Here is a 21,170-nt window from a genome sequence, read left to right as displayed (position 1 = left end):
AGGCCACCCCATGAAAACCCTGCTGGTCATCGGCATCGGCGCTGGCGATCCCGACTACCTCACCCTCCAGGCCGTCGCCGCCCTCAATCGCGCCAGTACCTTCTTCCTGTTCGACAAGGGCACGGAAAAGGACAGCCTGATCCACCTGCGCGAAACCATCTGCGCCCGCCACATCCGCCAGGCGGACTATCGGTTCGTCACCGCGCCCATCCCCGAGCGCCGCCGCGAAGGCGACTATCGCCAGGCGGTGGACGACCTCAACGCCGCCAAGCAGGCGCTGATGGTGGAGATGATCGAGCACGAGCTGGCGGACGACGAATGCGGCGCCTTCCTGGTCTGGGGCGATCCGGCGCTGTACGACAGCACCCTGCGCATCCTGGCGGCGATCAGGCGCGAAGGCCGGCTGGACTTCGACTACGAGGTGATCCCCGGCATCTCCAGCGTCCAGGCCCTGGCCGCGCGCCACCGGGTGCCGCTCAATCGCATCGGCCAGGCCCTGGAGATCACCCCCGGCCGGCGCCTGGAGCGCTTCCCCGCGCACCTGGACAGTCTGGTGGTGATGCTCGATTCCCACGAAGCCTATCGCCGCCTGGACGAGCCCGGTCTGCATATCTACTGGGGTGCCTACGTCGGTACGGCGGACGAGATCCTCATCGCCGGTCCGCTGCAGGAGGTAGCCGAGGAGATCCACCGGGTGCGCAGCGCTGCGCGCGAAGAACACGGCTGGATCATGGACACCTATCTGCTCTGTCGGGGGCCGGCGGACGCCTGAGGGCTGTCCAGCCATCGGTCCAGATGGAGGGTCTGCCAGGGCAAGGCCGACTCCCGCGCGACGACTCGGAAGCCCTGGTCCAGCCAGAAGGCTTCGGCCCCGGGCAGGAAGGGATGGGTGTGCAGGTAGAGGCGCTCCACGGTATCGCGCCGCGCCTGGGTCAGCAGCGCTGCGAACAGCCGCCGCGCCAGGCCCTGGCGCCGCTGCCGGGGCACCACGAACAGCCGGACCACCTCCACCACCCGCTCGCCGGGATAGGCCAGCTGGGCAAAGCGCCGGTCGTAGGGCCGGTAGCCGATGCTGCCGAGGGGCTCTCCGGCGGCGCCCCGGGCGATCAGCAGGCAGCCATGACCCGCGCCATAGTGGTCGGCGAAGCGCCGTAGATCCCGGGGTACGGCCGTCGCCTCGACCTGGCTACCGAACAGCTCGTGATAGCTCGCCAGCAAAAAACTCAGCGTCTCGTCATCTGCCACGGTGAGCCGTTCGAGGGTAATGGGTGGCGCTTCGCTCATGGTCCTGTGCGTCTCTCTGGCAGTGGCAGGGGCGCGACATTTCGGCGCAGGGCCGCGCCGGCCGGGCTGTGCGCCGCCCGCGACGATGATACAGTCCCTCGCCATGAAAACCGTCCGTTCACCGCGCGCCTCGCTCGCCTGGATGCTGCTCGCCTGCATCCTGCTGAACGGACTCGTCTGCGCCCTGGGCCACGGTCAGATGCTGGCGCGCTTGACCCTGCCGGTCCTGCCGCCCCTTACCCAGGCACACGAGCACCATCACGGTCTGCACGCCCAGACCGCCCAGGGTGACATGGCCGGCATGCATGCGGGCCTGCCGAGCGGCAGCGTGACCACCCTTTCCCCCACGGGTGATTGCGTCTTCGCCGCTACCCTGTTCCTCGCCTCGCTGGCCGCCGTCGTGCTGCAGTGGCTGCTGCGCCCCGGCGATCCTCATCGTCCTCGCTACCAGAGCGCCCTGCCGCCGCCACCGCGCGCACGACGCTCCACGCTCCATCCCCAGGCCCCCTGACACCCCGGCGACGAAAGACGGCTGTCCTCCTTTTTCGTAATCCCGCGCGTGGCCTCTCGCTGGCTGCGCGTCGCTCCGTGGTGAACGCTATGACTTCGCACCCCTCCGTTCCGGCCGCCAAGACGCCGGGGCCGCTGCTGCAGCTGTTGGCGCGGCTGCATTTTCTCATCGGTCTGTTCGTCGGTCCCTTCCTGCTGGTGGCCGCCGCCAGCGGCCTGATCTATGCCCTCACGCCGCAACTCGAGGCGCACCTCTATGCCGAGGCCCTGCACACCCCCAGCCGCGGCAAGCCCTTGCCGCTGGCCGAGCAGATCCATATCGCCCAGGCCGCGGTAGGCCCCACCCTGACCCTGGGCGCGGTGCGCCCGGCCCCTGCCGAGGGCGATACCACCCGGGTGATGTTCAATGATCCGGCGCTGGGCGAGTCGACCCATCGAGCGCTGTTCATCGACCCGGTCACCGGCGCCATCCGCGGCGATCTGGCGGTCTATGGCACCAGCGGCATCCTGCCGCTGCGCACCACCATCGACCAGTTCCACCGCAGCCTGCTGCTGGGCGAGCCCGGTCGTCTCTACAGCGAGCTGGCCGCCTCCTGGCTGTGGGTCGCGGCCCTCGGCGGCCTGACCCTTTGGCTGGCACGCCGCCGCCAGCGCCGCCCGGCCCGGGGCCTGCGCGGCCTGCACGCCTGCACCGGCGTCTGGCTGCTGGGTGGCCTGCTGTTCCTCTCCGCCACCGGCCTGACCTGGTCGCGCTTCGCCGGCGACAACATCGGCGTGCTGCGCGCCCACTACGGCTGGTCCACGCCAGGCGTGAAGACCGCCCTGGGCACCGCGCTGACACCCACCATGGCCCATGACGAGCACGCCGATCACCATGGCGCCATGCACATGGCCATGGGGCCGGCTCTGGATCCGGCCACCTTCGACCGGGTACTGGCCAGCGCCCGCGCCGCCGGCATCAACGCCGGCAAGCTGGAGATCCGCCCGGCCCGCAGTGCCGACAAGGCCTGGACGGTCAGTGAGATCGACCGGCGCTGGCCGACCCGGGTGGATGCCGTCGCCGTCGACCCGACCAGCTTCAAGGTGATCGATCAGGTGCGCTTCGCCCAGTACTCGCTGCCGGCCAAGCTGACCCGCTGGGGCATCGATGCCCACATGGGCGTGCTGTTCGGCCTGGCCAACCAGCTGGTGCTGGCGGCCATCGCCCTCGGCCTGCTGGTGATGACCGTCTGGGGCTATCTGCTCTGGTGGCGCCGCCGGCCCAGCCGCGATCCGGCGCAACCCGGGCTGCTCGCCCTCTGGCGCCACCTGTCGCCGCTGCCGCGTCTGCTGGTGCCGGCGACGGCCCTGCTGATCGGTCTTTGCCTGCCGGTGCTGGGCGGCAGCCTGCTGCTGTTCCTGCTGCTGGACACCCTGCTCGGCCTGCGCGGCCCGGCGCTGCGCACGGAGGCCGGTTCGGCTTGAGGTGGGCTGGGTGGTTGTTGGGCTTCGCTGCGCTCAACCCAACCTACGGAGCCTCCCTCATCCAGCCGTAGCGTGGAAAACTGCGCAGCGTTTTCCGCCTGGGCGACGCCGAACGCGTGGACAAGGCTACGCCGTTGTCCACTCTACAGCGCACGCAGGCTCCCGCTCACACCAAACCACCCCCTCTCCCTCCGGGTGAGGGTCCGTCCCAAATCGCAGCCGTAGCGTGGAAAACCGCGCAGCGTTTTCCACCTGGGTCCATCCCGAACGCGTGGAATGCAGCCTCCTGCCCGCGCCAGACCACCCCCTCTCCCTCCGAGAGAGGGCTGGGGTGAGGGTCCGCCCAACACGGTTTGTCAGGCCGAGAATCCCCCCAGACCATCCATCGGCACACCCCCCTTCGAGGCTGGCGCTCCCCAGCGAGACGCTTATAGTTATCGCAATCCCCATCCCTCGAGGATCCGCCCATGCCCCGACTGCTGCACGTGATAGGTTCGCCCCGCCAGGATCGTTCCGCCTCGCTGGAAGTCGCCACCGCCTTCATCCAGGCCTGGCAGGGCGAACATCCCGACGCCGAGGTGGATACCCTCGATGCCTGGCACTGCGACCTGCCGGAATTCGACGGTCCCATCCTCGACGCCAAGTACGCCGGCATCCAGGGCGAGTCCCTCAGCGCCGAGCAGGCGCACGCCTGGACAGTGGCCAAGGCGCTGGCACAGCGCTTCAAGGCCGCCGATGTGCTGGTGTTCGGCGTGCCCTGCTGGAATTTCGGCATCCCCTACAAGCTCAAGCAGCTGTTCGACGTGGTCAGCCAGAAGGACCTGCTGTTCACCTTCGACGAGCGCGGCCTCAATGGCCTGCTCGGCGGTCGCCAGGCACTGGTGATCGCCGCCCGCGGTGCGGCCCTGGATCGCCAGGAGCACCAGGAATCCTATCTGCGCACCTGGTGCGAGATGGTCGGCATCGACCGGATGCGTACCGTGGTGGTGGAAAAGACCCTGTTCGGTGCCGAGGTCGACCAGGCTTCACGCGACCAGGCCAAACAGAATGCCGTGGCGCTGGTGGGCAAGCTCTGATCGCTGGCTGCAGGGGCTACCCTCACCCCAACCCTCTCCCCGAGGGAGAGGGGACAAATCGGCGCGTGTGAACAGTCTCGTAGGTTGGGCTGAGCGCAGCGAAGCCCAACACCCCTCCCCACTCCACGCCCCTCAGCGATGCCGGGTCGTCGAACTCAGCTTGTACCTGTCGCCCGGATGCAGCAGCCGCACATAGCTGACCAGGTGTTCGTCCGACCAGGTCCGGCGGATCATCGACAGGCAGGCCGCGCCTTCGGCGATATCCAGCCAGAGTGCGGTCTGGGCATTGGCCAGTACCGCCTCGACGATGTGCTCCACATCGCTGATCGGACAGCTGGCCACCAGCACCTCGTTGGGGGTCTGGCGGCTGAAATCGCTTTCCAGGTAGTGCGGCACCCAGCGCGGATTGACGTAACGATCTTCCAGCTGAATGGGCAGGCCGTTCTCGCGATGCACCAGGATGCTGTGGAACACCTGGCTGCCGATCCGCAGCCCCAGGCGCAAGGCCACCTCGTCGTCGGCGGCGATGGCCTCGCTGCGCAGCACCTCGTTGGAATACGCATGCCCCCGGGCGCGTACCTCGGCGGCGATGTTCATCACCTCATGCAGCGAGGATTCGGCCTTGCGCTCGATGACGAAGGTGCCGAGGCCCGCCTGGCGCATCAGGTAGCCCTGCTGCACCAGGCGGGTGATGGCCTTGTTGGCGGTCATGCGGCTGACGGCGAAATCCCGCGCCAGCTGCTCCTCGGTGGGGATCTGGTGATGCACCGGGTAGGCACCACCCAGGATGCGTTCGAGCAGGAAGTCCTCGATCACCTTGTAGCGCGGGGGTGTCGTGCTGCTCACGCGAACTCCAGGCCGAAAAATGGGACGCCGATGATAACGCGCGGTCCGGCGTTCTGGCTGCCGGACCGCGTCCCTCTCAGAGACTGGGCAGCAGCCGCGGCGTGACCAGCGCGTTCAGGCAGCCGCTGGCCAGCAGCGCGCTGGCGGCCTCGATGTCGGGGGCGAAGAAGCGGTCTTCCTGGTAGTAGGGCACCTGCTCGCGCAACAGGCTGCGCGCCCTTTCCAGGCGCTCCGAACTCTTCAGGCCGTGACGGAAGTCCAGGCCCTGGCAGGCGCCCAGCCACTCGATGGCGAGGATGCCGCGCACGTTCTCGGCCATGGCCCACAGTCGCTTGCCGGCATTGGGCGCCATGGACACGTGGTCTTCCTGGTTGGCCGAGGTGGGCAGGCTGTCGACGCTGGCCGGATGGGCCAGGGCCTTGTTGTCGCTGGCCAGGGCCGCGGCGGTGACCTGGGCGATCATGAAGCCGGAATTGACCCCGCCGTTCTCCACCAGGAAGGGCGGCAGCTGGGACATGTGCCGGTCCATCATCAGCGAGGTGCGCCGCTCCGACAGGGCGCCGATCTCGGCCAGCGCCAGGGCCAGGTTGTCGGCGGCCATGGCCACCGGCTCGGCGTGGAAGTTGCCACCGGAGATGACGTCGCCCTCCTCGGCGAATACCAGGGGGTTGTCGGACACGGCGTTGGCTTCCACCTCCAGGACCTCGGCGGCCTGGCGCAACTGGGTCAGGCAGGCACCCATCACCTGGGGCTGGCAACGCAGCGAATAGGGATCCTGGACCTTGTCGCAGTTGGCATGGGAACGGGAGACCTCGCTGCTGTCAGTGAGCAGCTCGCGATAGGCCGCGGCCACGTCGATCTGGCCGCGCTGGCCCCGCGCGGCATGGATGCGCGCATCGAAGGGTGCCCGGGAGCCGAGCATGGCCTCGACGCTCAGGCCGCCGCAGACCGTGGCCGCGGCGAACAGGTCTTCGCCCTCGAACAGCCCGCGCAAGGCATAGGCGGTGGACACCTGGGTGCCATTGAGCAGCGCCAGGCCCTCCTTGGCGGCCAGGGTTATGGGTTCGAGACCCGCCACCGCCAGCGCCTCGCGGGCCGGCAGCCACTGGCCCCGGTAGCGCGCCTTGCTCTCGCCGATCAGCACCAGCGACAGGTGAGCCAGCGGCGCCAGGTCACCGGAGGCCCCTACCGAACCCTTGAGCGGAATGTGCGGATAGACCTCGGCATTGATCAGGCCGATCAGGGCTTCGATGACCTGGCGGCGGATGGCGGAAAAGCCACGGGCCAGGCTGTTGACCTTGAGCAGCAGGATCAGCCGCACCAGGTCGTCGTCGTCCAGCGCCTCGCCCACCCCGGCGGCATGGGACAGCACCAGGGAGCGCTGCAGCTTTTCCAGATCCGCCGGCGCGATCCGCGTCGAGGCCAGCAGGCCGAAGCCGGTGTTGATGCCATAGGCGGTCCGGCCTTCGGCCAGGATGTTTTCCACGCAGGCCACGCTGGCATCGATGGCTGGGTAGGCCGCCGGATCCAGCTCGACGCGCAACGGCTGCTGATAGGCCTGGCGCAGCTGGGTCAGATCGAGGGTGCCAGGTTTCAGGGTCAGGGTGTTCATCTAGGACTCCAGAGCCGCACACCGCAGGTGTCGGCGTTGATCGAGAAATTCAGATTGCCGCCGGGCGCGTGTTCGGCAGTGGTTGGCGACGGGCCAGCAGGTAGTAGAGGACCGCCGGCACCAGCAGGCCGATGATCCAGGAGATGTCCACGCCGCCCAGATGCGCCACCAGCGGGCCGGTGTAGAGTTTGGTCGAGAGGAACGGCAGCTGGATCAGCACCCCGACGCCGTAGGCGAGCAGGCCGGCCCGATTCCAGCGACCGTAGCGCCCGTCAGGATCAGCCAGGGCGGACAGGTCGTAGCGGCCGTGGTTGACGGCGTAGTAGTCCACCAGGTTGACCGCGCTCCAGGGCGTGAAGAAGGTCAGCAGGAAGAGGATGAATGACTTGAAGGCGCCGAGGAATTCCCGCTGGCCAAGCAGCGCCACCAGGGTGGCGGCGCCAACGATGGCGAGCACGAAGAACAGCCGCTGGAGCCGCGACACCTCCAGATGACCGCGAAAGCCACTGATCACCGTGGCGATGCACATGAAGCTGCCATAGGAATTGAGCGTGGAGATGGTGATCTTGCCAAAGGCGATGCTGAAGTACAGCAGCGCCGCGGTAACACCACTGCCGCCAAGGCCGACGATATAGGCCACCTCGCGCCCGGCGAACTGGCCGTTCGCCAGGGCTGCAGCCAGCACGCCGAGGATCATGGCCGCCTGGGCGCCGAGTATCGAACCGGCCCCCACGGCGGCAAAGGTTTTCCAGCTCGAAGTAGCGCTCGGCAGATAACGGGAATAGTCCGCAACATAGGGGCCATAGGCGATCTGCCAGGAAGCGGCCAGGGACAAGGCCAGTAGAAAGGACGCCCAGCTGCAGTGGCGGATCTGCAGCAAGGCGCCCAGGTCGCCCAGGCTGATCAACCGGGCGAACAGGTAGCAGAAGGCGAGGATGCCCAGGACGCTGGCCAGTCGACCGACCCAGTGGATCACCCGGTAGCCGAGGACCGTGGCCACCACGATGCAAGTGGCGAAGACCAGGATGCCGGCACTGTCGCTGATGCCGGCCAGCTGGGCGATCGCCTGGCCGGACAGCACGGTGCCCGTGGCGGTGAAGCCCAGGTACATCAGGCACACCAGCACGATGGGAATCGCCGCGCCATAGACGCCGAACTGCACCCGGCTGGAGATCATCTGCGGGAGGCCGAGCCGGGGGCCCTGGACGGCATGCAGCGCCATCACCCCACCGCCCAGCAACTGGCCGATGAACAGCCCGATCAACGACCAGAAGACATCACCTCCCAGCACCACGGCGAGGGCACCGGTGACGATGGCGGTGATCTGCAGGTTGGCGCCCAGCCAGAGGGTGAACTGACTGTAGAGCCGACCGTGCCGCTCGGTCTCGGGAATGAAGTCGATCGAGCGCCGCTCGATCAGGGGGGTGTTGGCCTTGGGCATGGTTCGCGCTCCACGGCGCCGAAGGTCGGCGCTCTTGTTGTTGTCGGGAACGGGACGCCGGTGCTACCACCGGCGTCAGGACGCTCAACTCTTGATCATGGGCAGATTCAGGCCCTGCTCGCGGGCGCATTCGATGGCAATGTCGTAGCCGGCATCGGCGTGGCGCATCACCCCGGTGGCCGGGTCGTTGTGCAGGACCCGGGCGATACGGGCTGCGGCGGCGTCGCTGCCGTCGCAGACGATGACCATGCCGGAGTGCTGGGAGAAGCCCATCCCCACCCCGCCACCGTGGTGCAGCGAGACCCAGGTGGCACCGCTGGCGGTATTGAGCAGGGCATTGAGCAGCGGCCAGTCGGAGACGGCATCGGAGCCGTCCTGCATGGCCTCGGTCTCGCGGTTGGGGCTGGCCACCGAGCCGGAGTCCAGGTGGTCGCGACCGATGACGATGGGCGCCTTGAGTTCGCCGCTGCGCACCATCTCGTTGAAGGCCAGGCCCAGCCTGGCCCGCTGGCCCAGGCCGACCCAGCAGATGCGTGCCGGCAAGCCCTGGAAGGCGATGCGCTCGCGGGCCATGTCCAGCCAGCGGTGCAAATGGGCATCGTCGGGGATCAGCTCCTTGACCTTGGCGTCGGTGCGCTGGATGTCCTCGGGATCGCCCGACAGCGCGGCCCAGCGGAAGGGGCCGATGCCGCGGCAGAACAGCGGGCGGATATAGGCCGGGACGAAGCCCGGGAAGGCGAAGGCATCGGCGACGCCGGCTTCCTGGGCCATCTGACGGATGTTGTTGCCGTAGTCGAAGGTCGGGACGCCGCGCTTCTGGAAGTCGAGCATGGCCTGGACGTGCACGGCCATGGACTGCTTGGCGGCCGTGACCACCCCCGCCGGATCGGTGACTGCACGATCCCGGTACTCGGCCCAGGTCCAGCCGATCGGCAGATAGCCGTTGAGGGGGTCGTGGGCGCTGGTCTGGTCGGTGACCATATCCGGGCGCACGCCGCGGCGGACCAGTTCGGGCAGGATCTCGGCGGCGTTGCCCAGCAGGGCGACGGAGACCGCGGCACCGGCGGCGGTGTGCCGGGCGATGCGCGCCAGGGCGTCGTCCAGGTCGCTGGCCTGTTCGTCCACATAGCGGGTCTTGAGGCGGAAGTCGATACGGCTCTGCTGGCATTCGATGTTCAGCGAACAGGCGCCGGCCAGGGTCGCGGCCAGCGGCTGGGCACCGCCCATGCCGCCGAGACCGGCGGTGAGCACCCAGCGGCCACGCAGGTCACCCTGGTAATGCTGACGCCCGGCCTCGACAAAGGTCTCGTAGGTACCCTGGACGATGCCCTGGCTGCCGATGTAGATCCAGCTGCCGGCGGTCATCTGGCCGTACATGGCCAGGCCCTTGGCATCCAGTTCGTTGAAGTGCTCCCAGCTGGCCCAGTGCGGTACCAGGTTGGAGTTGGCGATCAGCACCCGCGGCGCGTCGGCGTGGGTCCTGAATACCCCCACCGGCTTGCCCGATTGCACCAGCAGGGTCTCGTCGTCGCCCAGTTCCTTGAGGGTCGCGACGATGCGGTCGTAGCTTTCCCAATCGCGCGCCGCCCGGCCGATGCCACCGTAGACCACCAGCTCCTCGGGATTTTCCGCGACCGCGGGATCGAGATTGTTCATCAGCATGCGCAGTGGCGCCTCGGTCAGCCAGCTTCTGGCATTGAGCTGGGTGCCGCGGGGCGCGCGGATCTCACCTTCACGAAAGCGGGTCATGGAATCTTCCTCTCTTGTTGTTCGCGGCAGGCCCTAGAGGTCCAGTGCCAGGGTATGGATCAGCCGCGCCGCGACCCGGGCCGTGCGGCCGTCCTGGTCAAGCGCGGGATTGAGTTCGGCCACATCGGCCAGGCGCAACTTGCCGCTGGCCTTGAGCCGACGGATCAGGGGTTCCAGCAGCGCGAGGCTCACGCCATGGGCGGCGGGGGCGCTGACCCCGGGTGCATCGCCGGCGGGCAGCACATCCAGGTCGAAGGTCAGATAGAGGGCATCGCAGCGAGCCGCGAAGGCGTCCAGTTCGGCGCCAATGCGCTCCAGGCTGCCTTCGCGGATCTCATGGTCTTCGCGGATCAGCACGTCCAGCTCGGCGGCACGCCTGAGCAGGGTGCGGGTATTGGCCGCCAGGCTCAGCCCCAGGCAGGCATAGTGGAAGGACCAGCCATGGCGGGCGCAGTGCGCGGCGACCTGGGCGAAGGGCGTACCGGAGGTCGCTCCCCGAGTCGGGTCGCGCAGGTCCAGGTGGGCGTCGAAATTGACGATGCCGATGCGCGGCTTGGGCAGGGTCCTGGCCAGGTGCAGCGCCAGGCCTGACCAACTGGCCCAGGCCACCTCATGACCGCCGCCCAGTACCAGCGGCAGGTGACCGGCCTCCAGCAAGAGGCACACACCCTCGGCCAGGCGCTGCTGGGCGCCGTCCAGATCACCGTCGGCGCAGCGGATATCACCGGCGTCATAGGCCGGGCCCTGGCGTTGCCAGGCGACATTGGCCAGGGCACGCCGCAGGGCGCCAGGACCCTCGGCAGCGCCGGGGCGACCCTGGTTGCGCCGCACGCCCTCGTCACAGGCGAAGCCCAGCAGGGCCACGCCGGGCGCGCTGTCCGCAGCCAGCGGCTCGATGCGCTGGTGCCAGCGCAAGGCATCGGCTTCCGGATCGGTACGGCCAGTCCAGAGCTCCAGGGTCTGGCGATCAGCGAACATGCTGCACCTCGCCGCCGAAGACGCGCTGACGCAGGCGGCCCGGACGTACCTCATAGGCCAGCTCCGCCGGCTGACCGACGTCCCACAAGCAGAGCTCCGCCGGGGCGCCCACCTGGATGCGGCCCAGCTCCGGGCGCCCCAGGGCCTGGGCGGCGTGGGCGGTCATGCCGGCCAGGGCCTCGCGGGGCGTGAGGCGAAACAGGGTGCAGCCCAGGTGCGCGATCAGGGTAGGCAGATAGAGCGGCGAGGTGCCGGGATTGGCGTCACTGGCCAGCGCCATGGGCACCCCGTGGCGACGCAGCAGTTCGACCGGTGGATGTTGAGTCTCGCCCAGCATCAGGAAGGCGCCGGGCAGCAGCACGGCGACGGTGCCGGCGGCGGCCAGGGCGCGCACCCCGGCTTCGTCGAGATACTCAACATGGTCCGCCGACAAGGCGCCCAGGCGCGCGGCCAGGGCGCTGCCGCCCAGGTTGGACAGCTGTTCAGCATGGGCCTTGATCGGCAGACCGTGCGCGTGCGCCGCCTGGAAGACTCTTTCGCACTGGGCCGGCGAAAAGGCGATCCCCTCGCAGAAGACGTCCACCGCATCGGCCAGCCCTTCGGCCACCGCGGCCGGGATCATCTCCTGGCAGACCAGCTCGACATAGCCGTCGGCATCGCCCTGAAATTCCGACGGCACGGCATGGGCGCCCAGCAGCGTGGTGATCACCCGGACCGGCAGCGCCTCGCCCAATTGGCGGGCGACCCGCAGCAGCTTGAGTTCGTCGGCCACCGTCAGGCCGTAGCCGGACTTGATCTCCACGGTGGTAACGCCCTCGTTGGCCAAGGCCTGCAGGCGCGGCAGGCTCAGGGCGAAAAGGTCCGCCTCGCTGGCTGCACGGGTGGCCCTTACGGTGCCGAGGATGCCGCCACCGGCGCGGGCGATTTCCGCGTAACTAGCGCCCTCCAACCGCTGCTCGAATTCTCCGGCACGCTGACCGGCATAGACCAGATGGGTATGACAATCCACCAGGCCGGGCGTCATCACCCCGCCCTCCCCGGCCAGTTCGGCGCCTTGGGCCAGTTCGGCGCCTTGGGCCAGCTCGGAATAAAACTCGGACTCCGGCCAGACACCGGCAATCTGGTCATTCTTGACCCAGACCGCCATGGGCTTGGGCAGGGTCTGCAGGCCATCGAACAGGGTAACGTGACGCCAGAGCAGCGACTGGGTAGCGGCGGACATGATGACCCCTCCGGTTAATGTATATACATTTAATCCAGAGTTGATTGATCGTCAAGCACATGAAGCCTCTCCTTGCCTTAGAAGCCAGCAGAACGCTGACGGTGACGCAATGGAAGCTCAGCACCGGGGAAAGGCGACACTCATTTTGTATAGACAATAAGGACTCTGCGGGGACGCAACAGCGAGTTGCCTGTTGCCACGACTCAGCCAACGCCGGCCGCACCTATGGCGCCACTTTAAAAATCGCCACGGTCAGCGTCGCCTCTACAAGCCGGTGCGATAGCTGATGCCGATCTTGCCCGGCCTGATAGCGCTGAGCGCCTGCTCGAACAACCCCCTCTCCCCGCGGGAGAGGGCTGGGGTGAGGGCGCCCCTTGCCACGCGGCCCCAGTGGAAAAGGCTGCGCCGTTTTCCACGCTACGGCGCTGCAAGCAGGCGTTTCGTAGATAGCGCTGAACGCCTGCTCGAACAACCCCCTCTCCCCGCGGGAAAGGGCTGGGGTGAGGGCGCCCCTCGCCACGCAGTCCCAGTGGCAAAGGCTGCGCCGTTTTCCACGCTACCGTGCTGTAGCTAGGTGTTCCTTAGCTGGAATTCCTGCCAAGTCAAAAACGCTACAGCGGCGTCACCGTCACCTCGACCACCGGATCGTGATCGCCGCCGCCGAGGATCACCCCGCGCAATGGCGAGACGTCGGTGAAGTCGCGGCCCCAGGCCAGGGTGATGTGCTCCAGGTCCGGCAGGACGTCGTTGGTGGGATCGAAGTCGACCCAACCCTGCAGCGGGCAATGCACGCTGACCCAGGCGTGGGAGGCATCGGCGCCGATCAGCCGCGGCTTGCCGGGTGGCGGCCGGGTCAGCAGATAGCCGCTGACGTAGCGCGCCACCAGCCCCAGGCCACGCAGGCAGGCCAGCATCAGATGGGCGAAGTCCTGGCAGACGCCATGGCGGTGCTCCAGCACCTCGCGCAGGGGCGTCGCCACCTGGGTGGCGGTGGCGTCGAAGCGGAATTCGCGGTGGATCTTTTCCATCAGCGCCCGGCAGCCCAGCAACAGGGGACGGCCCGGTGGGAAACACTCCTCGGCGAAGCGGGCGAAGATGCCGTCCAGCGGCACCGCTGGGGATTCGAAGCGGAAGTGATGGACGTCCAGCGACACCTGGGCGGCGGGATAGCGCAGGCCGTCACGGACCTCCTCCCAGGCGGGCGAATCCGCCAGCCTTAGACCGGCACGGGAATCCACCTCCACTTCCAGCTCGGTGCCGACATAGAGTTCGTCGTGGGGTCGCTCGAAGGACAATCGCGTCAGCGGATTGCCGAAGGCGTCCCAGGCGTCCTGGCGCTGGGTCGGCTGCGGCAGGATCACCAGTTGCCGGGACAGGCAGCGTTGCCAGGCGCAGTCGCGCGGCAACAGGTGCAGCAGCTGCTGCGACAGCGACACCGGCGTCGCGTAGCGATAGTGGGTGTCGTGCTGGATGCGATAGCGGACCTGATTCATCACATGGACACCGTGCGCTGGCTGACGGCGTCGACATGGGCGAAGCAGCGATAGATGACCCGCTCGGACAGCTGGCTGCTGGCCTCGGCGACCTGCCGCAGCAGGCGCGCCAGCCCCTGCTGCACCTCGACCCGACCGGCGTCGCCGAACAGGGTGTTCTCCAGGGTCGCGAGGTCGAAGCGGCGCAGGCGATCGTAGGTATCGTGCAGCGCCGGATCGCGGGGCAGGCCGTAGTAGCGTTCCAGGTGCTCCACGGCGTTGATCAGCGCATGCAGCTGGAAGCGGATCGAATAGGGGTTGTGCTCGTGCAGCATCAGCAGGTCCAGCACCGGGATCAGCTGGGGCGCCGCCTGGTAGCGCGACCGATAGGTGATGATGCTGTTGCCCAGTTCCAGCAGCCATTCCAGGCCGGCCGCGTCCCAGGTGGCGCCGCCTTCGAGAAAGTGCGCCAGGCTGCCGGCGAGGAATTGCACCCGCTCGATGCGCCGGCCGATCATCAGGAAGCGCCAGCTCTCGTCATGGGTCATGTCGTCGAAGGTGAAGCCGGCCACCGCCGCCAGCGCCATCACCAGGCGGTTGAGACTCTGCAGCGCCTCGCCCGGCTCGCTGCCGACCTGGCCCAGACCATGGGCCTCGCGCTCCACCTCGCGAATGGCGCGCCAGTTCTCCGGCGACAGCCGGCCACGCACCTGGGCCGCGGCCCAATGCAGGCGCTGCAGATTGGCGCCCAGGCCGCTGGGAAAGTCACCCGGCCCCAGGGCCGCGCGCAGTTGCTCCGCCAGCCGGCCACCCGCCGGCAGCAATTCCAGGGCCGTGGCCAGATCGATGGCCGACTGCACCGCCGGCCCGCCGTCATCGGCATCGAGGTGGCGACTCAGGACGATCCGCAGCAGGCGCGCGGCATCCTCGCAGCGCTCGCTGTAGCGACCGTACCAGAACAGATTCTCGGCGGTACGCGAGGGCAGGAAGGGGTCCTTGCGCACCAGGTCGCGCACCCCCAGCACCCGCGCTCCGGGCACCTCGGCGGCGCCGCGACTGCCACCCAGCACCCAGGTGTCCTTGCTCGACCCGCCGCGCTGCATGGACACCACCGCGGCGCCCTCGTGGGCGACCCGGGTCAGACCGCCGGGCATCACCCAGTAGCCGTCCTCGCTGGCCACCGCATAGACGCGCATGCCGATGGCGCGCGATTGCAGACTGCCGCCCTGCCAGACCGGCGCCTGGGACAGCTGGATGCGCTCCTGGGCCACATAGGCATGGGGCGTGGCCAGGATGCGCGCGCGCAAATCGACCAGTCCCGCGGCATCCAGCGCCTTGCCGAACACCGGCTCGAAGCCCTGGGCCGGATAGGCCGGCTTGATCACCAGCTCCGCCAGCCGCGCCAGGGCCGCTTCCCGCACCGGCGTCTCGCCGCACCACCAGGTGGCGACGGAGGGCAGCGCCAGGGTCTCGCCCAGCAGCGCCTGGCAGACGCCGGGCAGAAAGCCCAGCAGACCGGGCGATTCCAGCAGGCCGCTGCCCAGGGCGTTGGCCATGATGACGTTGCCCTGGCGCACCGCTTCCAGCAGGCCGGGTACGCCCAGCGCCGAATCGGTGCGCAATTCCAGCGGATCGCAGAAGTCGTCGTCCAGCCGGCGGAACACCGCGTGGACGCGCCTCAGCCCGCTCAGGGTCTTCAGATAGAGGCAGGCGTCGCGCACCGTGAGGTCCTGGCCTTCCACCAGCGGAAAGCCCAGTTGCCGGGCCTGGTAGAGGTGCTCGAAGTAGGTCTCGTTGTAGCGTCCCGGCGTCAGCAGCACCGCCAGCGGTGCCTCCTCGCCGGTGTCCAGGCCGGTGCTCAGGGTGCGCTGCAGGGCCTGGAAGTAGCCATTGAGTGGCTGGACCTGCAGATCGCGGTGCAACTCGGGAAAGGCCCGCGCCACGATGTGGCGGTTTTCCAGGGCATAGCCGGCGCCGGAGGGCGCCTGGGTGCGATCGGCCAGCACCCACCAGCGGCCATCGGGCGCGCGCGCCAGATCCACCGCATAGACGTGCAGCCAGGTATCGCCCGGCGGGCGCATTCCCTGGCAGGCCCAGAGGAAGTTGTTGTGGCCGAACACCAGCTCCGGCGGCAGCAGCCGCTCGTGCAGCAGCCGCTGTTCGCCATAGAGATCGCCCAGTACCCGGTTCAGCAGACGCGCCCGCTGCGCCACGCCCGCCGCCAGGGGCGCCCACTCCTCCGCCGAGATCAGTTGCGGCAGCAGGTCCAGTGCCCAGGGCCGGTCGCTGCCCTTGGGATCGGCATAGACATTGTAGGTCACGCCGTTTTCCTGGATCTGCCGGGCGATCAACGCCTGGCGCTGATCGAGCTGCGCGGGTCGCAGTCCGGCCAGATGGCCGTAGAAGCGGCGCCAGGGCGGCCGCACGCCACCCCGCGGACTCCAGAGTTCGTGGTAGCTGCCGGTCATGTCACTGGCATTGCGGGAAGCGTTCGGGGGCATGGTCGGAGGACGGCTGACAGGGTGCGCGAGCAGGTTCGGAGAGGTCGCCTCGACGGGCACGCCGGACCGCACGCGCCGGTCGCGACCGGTAACCTAGGGTAGTGATGTGCGTCGGGATGCGCCACCGCTAACGCTGGCCGCCGCTGCCTGTGGCGCGTCGCCCGGTGCGGGAGCCGATCCCAGAGCCCTCGCCGGCCGTCCCAGGCGACGAACAACCCGGAACTCCCGGGTCGAGCCGCTCTACTAATCCGCTAGCAAGACGCCGGCGCTCCGCCGACGTCCGACGCGGCCGCTCTCGCCAGGTATCAGCCCCATGCGCAATTTTCTCGGAAGCTACAGCTCGAATCGTCAGCAACGCAACGCCCTGCGCGCCCTGCCCGTCCAGCGCAAGGTCGCCAACTGCACCTGCGGCCAGGCCATCTTCTTTCCCAACAGCGAGTGCCTGGCCTGCGGCAACGCCCTGGGTTACGCCCCGGACCAGGGCACGCCGACGGCGCTGCTGCCGGGCGAAGGCGGCCTCTGGCAACTGCCCGAGGCGACCAGCGCGCTCTATCGCCGCTGCGCCAACCTGGACATGCCCGCCGCCTGCAACTGGCTGGTACCGGCCGACTCGGGAGAAAACTTCTGCGTGGCCTGCCAGCTCAATCACACCATCCCGGACCTGTCCTTCGACGGCAACGGCGAGCGCTGGCGCAAGCTGGAGCTGGCCAAGCGGCAACTGGTCGCCCAGTTGCTGGGCCTGGGGCTGCAGGTGATCCCCCAGACCGTGGATGCCGAGCACGGCCTCGCCTTCGACTTCCTCGCCCCCGATGCCACCGGCACCCCCACCACCGGGCACGCCAATGGCCTCATCACCCTGAACATCCTCGAAGCGGACGATGCCCACCGGGAAAAGGTCCGCGCCGACATGCACGAACCCTATCGCACCCTGCTCGGGCACTTCCGCCACGAGGTCGGCCACTACTACTTCGATCGCCTGGTCGCCGGCACCGACTGGGAAGAACCCTTCCGCGCCCTGTTCGGTGACGAACGCGCCGACTATGGCCAGGCGCTCCAGCACCACTACGAGCAGGGCGCACCGGCAGGCTGGGAGAGCCAGTACGTCAGCGCCTACGCCACCATGCACCCCTGGGAGGACTGGGCGGAAACCTGGGCGCACTACCTGCACATGATGGACACCCTGGCCACCGCCGCCAGCCTGGGCATGAACGCCGGCAGCCTGCAGCTGGACTTCCAGCCGTTCACCCGCGAGGCGCTGTACGAGGCCGAGGATCGCAGCGACGACGAATTCCTCGGCTTCGCCAATGCCTGGATCGAATTGGCGGCCATGCTCAACGAGCTGTCGCGCAGCATGGGCCAGCCGGACTTCTATCCCTTCGCCCTGCCCGCCCCGGTGATCGCCAAGCTGCACTTCATCCACAAGGTCATCCACTCGGCCCAGCCCAGCGTGCTGGAACAGGGCCTGGCCGCGGATGACACCACGGCGGGTGCCACCCTGGGCGCTACCCTCTGACCGGGGTCCTGCTCACCCGAGCAGGACGATGCCCCAGACCACGGCGATGATGATCATGGCCACGAACTGCGCAGCGCTGCCCAGATCCTTGGCGTTCTTCGACAGTTCGTGCCAATCCAGGGAAATGCGGTCCACCACCGCCTCGATGGCCGCGTTGAACAGTTCGACCACCAGCGACAGCAGGCAGACCGCCACCAGCAACGCCCGCTCGCCGCGACTGACGTCCAGCCAGAAGGCCAGGGGCACCAGCACCACATTGAGCATCACCAGCGAACGAAAGGCCGCTTCCTGGCGAAAGGCCGTGCGCAGGCCGGCCAGGGAATAGCCGGTGGCATTGATGACCCGGCGCAGGCCGGTCTTGCCTTTGTAGGGAGAGATCACCGAAAGCTCCATCCAGCAGGGGCGAACCGCAGATCCGGATGGACGGCAGCTGCCAGAAAGTGAAAGTCGAGGGTCGCGCCCGGTTCAGGCGCCGACAGCGCCTGGGTCAGCTGGAGGTGCTCTCCAGTTGCTGCAGCAGCAGCGCCGCCTGGGTGCGGGTGCGGACGCCGAGCTTGCGGAAGATCGCCGTGGCATGGGCCTTGACCGTGGCCTCGGAGACATTGAGCTCGAAGGCGATCTGCTTGTTGAGCAGGCCTTCGCAGAGCATGGTCAGCACCCGGAATTGCTGGGGGGTGAGACTGGCGAGTCCGGCGCTGGCAGCCTTGGCTTCCTCGCTCAGGGCGGGAGCGCCTTCCACCTGGGGCGGCCACCAGGTATCGCCATCCAGCACCTGACTGACCGCCTGCTGCAGGGTGCTCAGATCGCTGGACTTGGGAATGAAGCCACTGGCGCCGAATTCCCGGGCGCGCTGCACCACCGCCGGTTCCTCCTGGGCCGAGATCATCACCACCGGCACCTGGGGATACTGGCCCCGCAGGAGGACCAGTCCGGAAAAGCCATAGGCGCCGGGCATGTTGAGATCGAGCAGGACCAGATCCCAGTCGGTGCGCTCGGCCAGGCAGGCCTGGAGCTCGGCGATGTCGGCCACCTCGGTGAGCCGTGCCTGGGCGCCCAGGCCCAGGGTCAGGGCCTGCTGCAGCGCGCTGCGAAACAGCGGATGATCGTCGGCGATCAGTATCTGGTAGGCAGCCGCCATGGTGTAGCTTTCCTTGTTGTCGTGAGCGCCCACGTCGACCAGGTAGCTGGCGCACGGGCTGCACGCAAGCATGCCGAACGGCGCGGACGGGGGCAAGGCCGGGCGGACCGCGGACGGTAGGCAAGGCCCTGCGGTTTGCGGCACAGTTGCCGTTTTGCCCAAGAGACGTCCCATGCCCAGCGCCGCCCTGCGTGCCGATCTGCTCATGCTGCTCACCGCCCTCATCTGGGGTAGCGCCTTCATCGCCCAGACCGGCGGCATGGAGCACATCGGTCCCTTTCTCTATACCGGCCTGAGATTCGCCCTGGGCGCCCTCACCCTGGTCCCGCTGCTCCTGTTCCTGCGCCGCCGCGGCCGCCAGCAGCGTCTGACCCGCGACACCTTCAAGGGCGGCCTGCTGATGGGCCTGGTACTGACCCTGGGCATCAACCTGCAGCAGGTCGGCCTGCTGTTCACCAGCGTGACCAATTCCGGCTTCATCACCGGCCTCTATGTCATCGTGGTGCCGCTACTGGGGCTGCTGCTCGGCCAGCGCAGCCACCTGGGCACCTGGATCGGCGCCAGCCTGGCGGTGGTCGGCATGGGGCTGCTGAGCATCGGCGACAACTTCCACGTGGCCTCGGGCGATCTGCTGCAACTGGCCGGCGCCCTGGCCTGGGGGATCCATGTGCTGCTGGTGGGGCACTATTCCAGTCGCCACGACGCCACGGTGCTGTCGATCCTGCAATTCGGCGTCTGCGCCGTGCTCAGCCTGGCGCTGGCACTGGCTTTCGAGCCGATCCAGTCGACCGGGATCGTCCTCGCCCTGCCCGAGCTGCTCTATGGCGGCTTGATCGCCGCCGGCATCGGCTACACCCTGCAGGTGTTCGCCCAGCGCGGCGCCATCGCCTCCCATGCGGCGGTGATCTTTTCCCTGGAGGCGGTGTTCGCCGCCTTCTTCGGTGCCTGGCTGCTGGGCGAGGCCCTCAGCGGTCGTGGCTACCTGGGCTGCGGCCTGATGTTCGCCGGCATGCTCGCGGCCCAGCTCTGGCCGCGCCAGGCGCCGGTGGAGATCAAGCCGGTCAACTAATCTCGCAGGGCCTTCAGTTGCCGGCTGGCCGGGCTGTCCGCCGCCAGCGGCAGGTGATGCTTGGCGTCCAGGTAGCGCTCGCTGAAGACATCCAGATAGGCCTCCAGCAACCGACCGGCCGGTGCCTCGCCGGCCAGTTCCAGGCACAGGGCGGCGACCTCGGCGGTGCACAGGTGCTCGCCCCGGGTCGAGCGCCGCAGGCGATAGCGCGACAGGGCGTTGGGCTGGAAGCTCAGCACCGGCAGGCGGTCCAGATAGGGACTCTTGCGAAACATCTTGCGCGCCTCGGTCCAGGTGGCATCCAGCAGCACGAACAGCGGGCGCTGACCGGGCGCCAGCGGCAGGCTCTCGACCACCCGCTCGGGCGCGGCGTACTCGCCGGGAAACACCAGCAGCGGTTGCCATTCCGGCTGCGCGAGCAATGCCGGCAGCCCCGGATCCACCGCCGTGCGACTCCAGCCGAAGGCATGAGTGTCGGCCACCACGTCGGCGATCAGCCAACCGGTGTTGCTCGGCTTGAGCGGCTCGACGTCGTGCATCAGCAGGCACATGCCGGCGTGGGTCTGGCGCAGGGGACGCAGGTCGCAGAGGCAGTGGCTGGGTGCCAGGCGGCAATTCGGGCAGCGCGCCATGCGCGAGCCACGGGCGATGAAGGGCTTGATGCTGCGCGCCAGGCGCTCCTGGCGCAGACGGGCCACGGCATGCAGAGGGGTGTCGCTGATCGGGGTCATGCCGGGCTCGCGGGGCAAAAGCGCAGTTTACCAGAGCGATCGGGATGCCCGCGGCGGCCAGGCAGGTTACCCTGCGCAGACGCCCTGCGAACCCCCGCCCGCGACCACGGTCGAAACGGGCTCCTCTACGCTGGAGAACACGATGCCTCGTTTTGCTTTGCTCGCCCTGACCCTCGCCCTGCCCTTCACCGTCCAGGCGGCCGAGTCGCTCAAGGACCACGAGCTCAACCAGATGCTGCGCAAGGTGGCGACCGAGAGCAGCCAGGGCACGCCCCGCGCCATCAACGAAGACATCCTCGACCGCGGCTATACCGTGCAGGGCAAGCAGCTGATCAACAACCTCAGCGTCCGCCCGGCCCATGCCGCCCGCATGCGCGAGAATCCGGCCACGGTGCGGGTACAGCTCGCCGAAAGCGTCTGCCAAAACAATGGTTATCGCCAGCTGCTGGCCCGTGGCGCCACCCTGGTCTATGACTTCACCGAATACCAGACCAACAAGCCGGTCATGGTCGAGCGCTTCCAGGCGGCCGACTGCGGCCTGGGCAAGTAAGCGGAGACCGCGGC

General features: G+C 68.3%; 19 protein-coding genes. 7 read left to right on the top strand and 12 right to left on the bottom strand.

Annotated elements, in window-relative coordinates; all coding sequences use genetic code 11:
- Positions 1–10: 10 nt before the first annotated feature.
- A complete protein-coding gene (gene cobF / locus QE444_RS09525) occupies positions 11–772 on the top strand; it encodes a precorrin-6A synthase (deacetylating) (protein WP_273862621.1) in 762 nt (253 codons plus the stop codon).
- On the opposite strand, the gene QE444_RS09520 is transcribed toward cobF, so the two are convergent.
- Entirely contained in the window at positions 739–1,284 is a 546-nt protein-coding gene (locus tag QE444_RS09520; protein ID WP_309738111.1) for a GNAT family N-acetyltransferase, read from the bottom strand. The two genes, cobF and QE444_RS09520, sit on opposite strands and share 34 nt — an antisense overlap.
- 103 nt (positions 1,285–1,387) lie before the next feature.
- Here QE444_RS09520 and QE444_RS09515 point away from each other — a divergent pair, with 103 nt between their 5' ends.
- The 3 genes from QE444_RS09515 to QE444_RS09505 all read left to right on the top strand — a co-directional run bounded on the left by QE444_RS09515 (position 1,388) and on the right by QE444_RS09505 (position 4,334).
- Complete coding sequence (locus tag QE444_RS09515; protein WP_309738108.1) at positions 1,388–1,795, top strand: hypothetical protein; 408 nt, start codon at positions 1,388–1,390, stop codon at positions 1,793–1,795.
- An 89-nt stretch (positions 1,796–1,884) separates the two neighbouring features.
- The gene (locus tag QE444_RS09510; RefSeq protein WP_309738106.1) at positions 1,885–3,258 is read left to right on the top strand and encodes a PepSY-associated TM helix domain-containing protein; all 1,374 of its coding nucleotides are present in this window, start codon (positions 1,885–1,887) and stop codon (positions 3,256–3,258) included.
- A 467-nt stretch (positions 3,259–3,725) separates the two neighbouring features.
- Entirely contained in the window at positions 3,726–4,334 is a 609-nt protein-coding gene (locus QE444_RS09505; RefSeq protein ID WP_309738104.1) for an NAD(P)H-dependent oxidoreductase, read from the top strand.
- 132 nt (positions 4,335–4,466) lie between these two features.
- Here QE444_RS09505 and hutC read toward each other — a convergent pair whose 3' ends face one another.
- The 8 genes from hutC to QE444_RS09465 all read right to left on the bottom strand — a co-directional run bounded on the left by hutC (position 4,467) and on the right by QE444_RS09465 (position 16,155).
- Positions 4,467–5,180, bottom strand: coding sequence for a histidine utilization repressor (gene hutC / locus QE444_RS09500; protein ID WP_309738102.1), 714 nt, complete (start codon positions 5,178–5,180; stop codon positions 4,467–4,469).
- A 76-nt stretch (positions 5,181–5,256) separates the two neighbouring features.
- Positions 5,257–6,792: a histidine ammonia-lyase gene (gene hutH, locus QE444_RS09495; RefSeq protein ID WP_309738099.1), complete on the bottom strand. Its 1,536-nt coding sequence runs from the start codon at positions 6,790–6,792 to the stop codon at positions 5,257–5,259.
- Positions 6,793–6,841: 49 nt separating this feature from the next.
- Entirely contained in the window at positions 6,842–8,233 is a 1,392-nt protein-coding gene (locus tag QE444_RS09490; protein WP_309738097.1) for a cytosine permease, read from the bottom strand.
- A gap of 84 nt (positions 8,234–8,317) precedes the next feature.
- Positions 8,318–9,982 carry a urocanate hydratase gene (gene hutU / locus QE444_RS09485; RefSeq protein WP_309738095.1) on the bottom strand — a complete coding sequence of 555 codons (1,665 nt, stop codon included), beginning with the start codon at positions 9,980–9,982 and terminating at the stop codon, positions 8,318–8,320.
- Positions 9,983–10,015: 33 nt separating this feature from the next.
- Positions 10,016–10,960, bottom strand: coding sequence for a formimidoylglutamase (hutG, locus tag QE444_RS09480; protein WP_309738093.1), 945 nt, complete (start codon positions 10,958–10,960; stop codon positions 10,016–10,018).
- Positions 10,950–12,182, bottom strand: coding sequence for an imidazolonepropionase (hutI, locus tag QE444_RS09475; RefSeq protein WP_309738091.1), 1,233 nt, complete (start codon positions 12,180–12,182; stop codon positions 10,950–10,952). The genes hutG and hutI overlap by 11 nt, the downstream gene beginning before the upstream one ends.
- 611 nt (positions 12,183–12,793) lie before the next feature.
- Positions 12,794–13,675, bottom strand: a complete 882-nt coding sequence (locus tag QE444_RS09470) for a transglutaminase family protein (protein WP_280311469.1) — start codon at positions 13,673–13,675, stop codon at positions 12,794–12,796.
- Positions 13,675–16,155 (bottom strand): circularly permuted type 2 ATP-grasp protein, encoded by a 2,481-nt coding sequence (locus QE444_RS09465; RefSeq protein WP_280311468.1) that lies wholly within the window; start codon positions 16,153–16,155, stop codon positions 13,675–13,677. The genes QE444_RS09470 and QE444_RS09465 overlap by 1 nt, the downstream gene beginning before the upstream one ends.
- A gap of 313 nt (positions 16,156–16,468) precedes the next feature.
- Between QE444_RS09465 and QE444_RS09460 the strand changes: the two genes are divergently transcribed.
- A complete protein-coding gene (locus tag QE444_RS09460; RefSeq protein ID WP_280311467.1) occupies positions 16,469–17,668 on the top strand; it encodes a putative zinc-binding metallopeptidase in 1,200 nt (399 codons plus the stop codon).
- A 12-nt stretch (positions 17,669–17,680) separates the two neighbouring features.
- On the opposite strand, the gene QE444_RS09455 is transcribed toward QE444_RS09460, so the two are convergent.
- Positions 17,681–18,061 carry a diacylglycerol kinase gene (locus QE444_RS09455; protein WP_178083871.1) on the bottom strand — a complete coding sequence of 127 codons (381 nt, stop codon included), beginning with the start codon at positions 18,059–18,061 and terminating at the stop codon, positions 17,681–17,683.
- 94 nt (positions 18,062–18,155) lie between these two features.
- Positions 18,156–18,806 (bottom strand): response regulator transcription factor ErdR, encoded by a 651-nt coding sequence (gene erdR / locus QE444_RS09450; RefSeq protein ID WP_133859994.1) that lies wholly within the window; start codon positions 18,804–18,806, stop codon positions 18,156–18,158.
- A gap of 172 nt (positions 18,807–18,978) precedes the next feature.
- On the opposite strand from erdR, the gene QE444_RS09445 reads away from it, so the two are divergent.
- Complete coding sequence (locus QE444_RS09445) at positions 18,979–19,875, top strand: DMT family transporter (protein ID WP_280311466.1); 897 nt, start codon at positions 18,979–18,981, stop codon at positions 19,873–19,875.
- On the opposite strand, the gene QE444_RS09440 is transcribed toward QE444_RS09445, so the two are convergent.
- Positions 19,872–20,606, bottom strand: coding sequence for a tRNA-uridine aminocarboxypropyltransferase (locus QE444_RS09440; protein WP_187978720.1), 735 nt, complete (start codon positions 20,604–20,606; stop codon positions 19,872–19,874). The genes QE444_RS09445 and QE444_RS09440 overlap by 4 nt on opposite strands.
- A 142-nt stretch (positions 20,607–20,748) precedes the next feature.
- Here QE444_RS09440 and QE444_RS09435 point away from each other — a divergent pair, with 142 nt between their 5' ends.
- Positions 20,749–21,156, top strand: a complete 408-nt coding sequence (locus QE444_RS09435) for a quorum-sensing-regulated virulence factor family protein (RefSeq protein ID WP_027597050.1) — start codon at positions 20,749–20,751, stop codon at positions 21,154–21,156.
- Positions 21,157–21,170 lie beyond the last annotated feature (14 nt).

The organism is Pseudomonas sp. SORGH_AS_0199, assembly GCF_031453735.1.
Taxonomy (GTDB): domain Bacteria; phylum Pseudomonadota; class Gammaproteobacteria; order Pseudomonadales; family Pseudomonadaceae; genus Chryseomonas; species Chryseomonas aestiva.
Note: the sequence above shows the minus strand (reverse complement) of the source record. Positions and strands in the feature narration are given on the sequence as shown.

Coding starts and splice junctions, on each gene's coding strand:
- QE444_RS09520 (WP_309738111.1), bottom strand. CDS start 1,284: ATGAGCGAAGCGCCACCCATTACCCTCGAACGGCTCACCGTGGCAGAT.
- QE444_RS09515 (WP_309738108.1), top strand. CDS start 1,388: ATGAAAACCGTCCGTTCACCGCGCGCCTCGCTCGCCTGGATGCTGCTC.
- QE444_RS09470 (WP_280311469.1), bottom strand. CDS start 13,675: ATGAATCAGGTCCGCTATCGCATCCAGCACGACACCCACTATCGCTAC.
- QE444_RS09505 (WP_309738104.1), top strand. CDS start 3,726: ATGCCCCGACTGCTGCACGTGATAGGTTCGCCCCGCCAGGATCGTTCC.
- hutU (WP_309738095.1), bottom strand. CDS start 9,982: ATGACCCGCTTTCGTGAAGGTGAGATCCGCGCGCCCCGCGGCACCCAG.
- hutI (WP_309738091.1), bottom strand. CDS start 12,182: ATGTCCGCCGCTACCCAGTCGCTGCTCTGGCGTCACGTTACCCTGTTC.
- cobF (WP_273862621.1), top strand. CDS start 11: ATGAAAACCCTGCTGGTCATCGGCATCGGCGCTGGCGATCCCGACTAC.
- hutG (WP_309738093.1), bottom strand. CDS start 10,960: ATGTTCGCTGATCGCCAGACCCTGGAGCTCTGGACTGGCCGTACCGAT.
- QE444_RS09445 (WP_280311466.1), top strand. CDS start 18,979: ATGCCCAGCGCCGCCCTGCGTGCCGATCTGCTCATGCTGCTCACCGCC.
- QE444_RS09510 (WP_309738106.1), top strand. CDS start 1,885: ATGACTTCGCACCCCTCCGTTCCGGCCGCCAAGACGCCGGGGCCGCTG.
- QE444_RS09460 (WP_280311467.1), top strand. CDS start 16,469: ATGCGCAATTTTCTCGGAAGCTACAGCTCGAATCGTCAGCAACGCAAC.
- QE444_RS09490 (WP_309738097.1), bottom strand. CDS start 8,233: ATGCCCAAGGCCAACACCCCCCTGATCGAGCGGCGCTCGATCGACTTC.
- QE444_RS09465 (WP_280311468.1), bottom strand. CDS start 16,155: ATGCCCCCGAACGCTTCCCGCAATGCCAGTGACATGACCGGCAGCTAC.
- erdR (WP_133859994.1), bottom strand. CDS start 18,806: ATGGCGGCTGCCTACCAGATACTGATCGCCGACGATCATCCGCTGTTT.
- QE444_RS09435 (WP_027597050.1), top strand. CDS start 20,749: ATGCCTCGTTTTGCTTTGCTCGCCCTGACCCTCGCCCTGCCCTTCACC.
- QE444_RS09455 (WP_178083871.1), bottom strand. CDS start 18,061: ATGGAGCTTTCGGTGATCTCTCCCTACAAAGGCAAGACCGGCCTGCGC.
- hutH (WP_309738099.1), bottom strand. CDS start 6,792: ATGAACACCCTGACCCTGAAACCTGGCACCCTCGATCTGACCCAGCTG.
- QE444_RS09440 (WP_187978720.1), bottom strand. CDS start 20,606: ATGACCCCGATCAGCGACACCCCTCTGCATGCCGTGGCCCGTCTGCGC.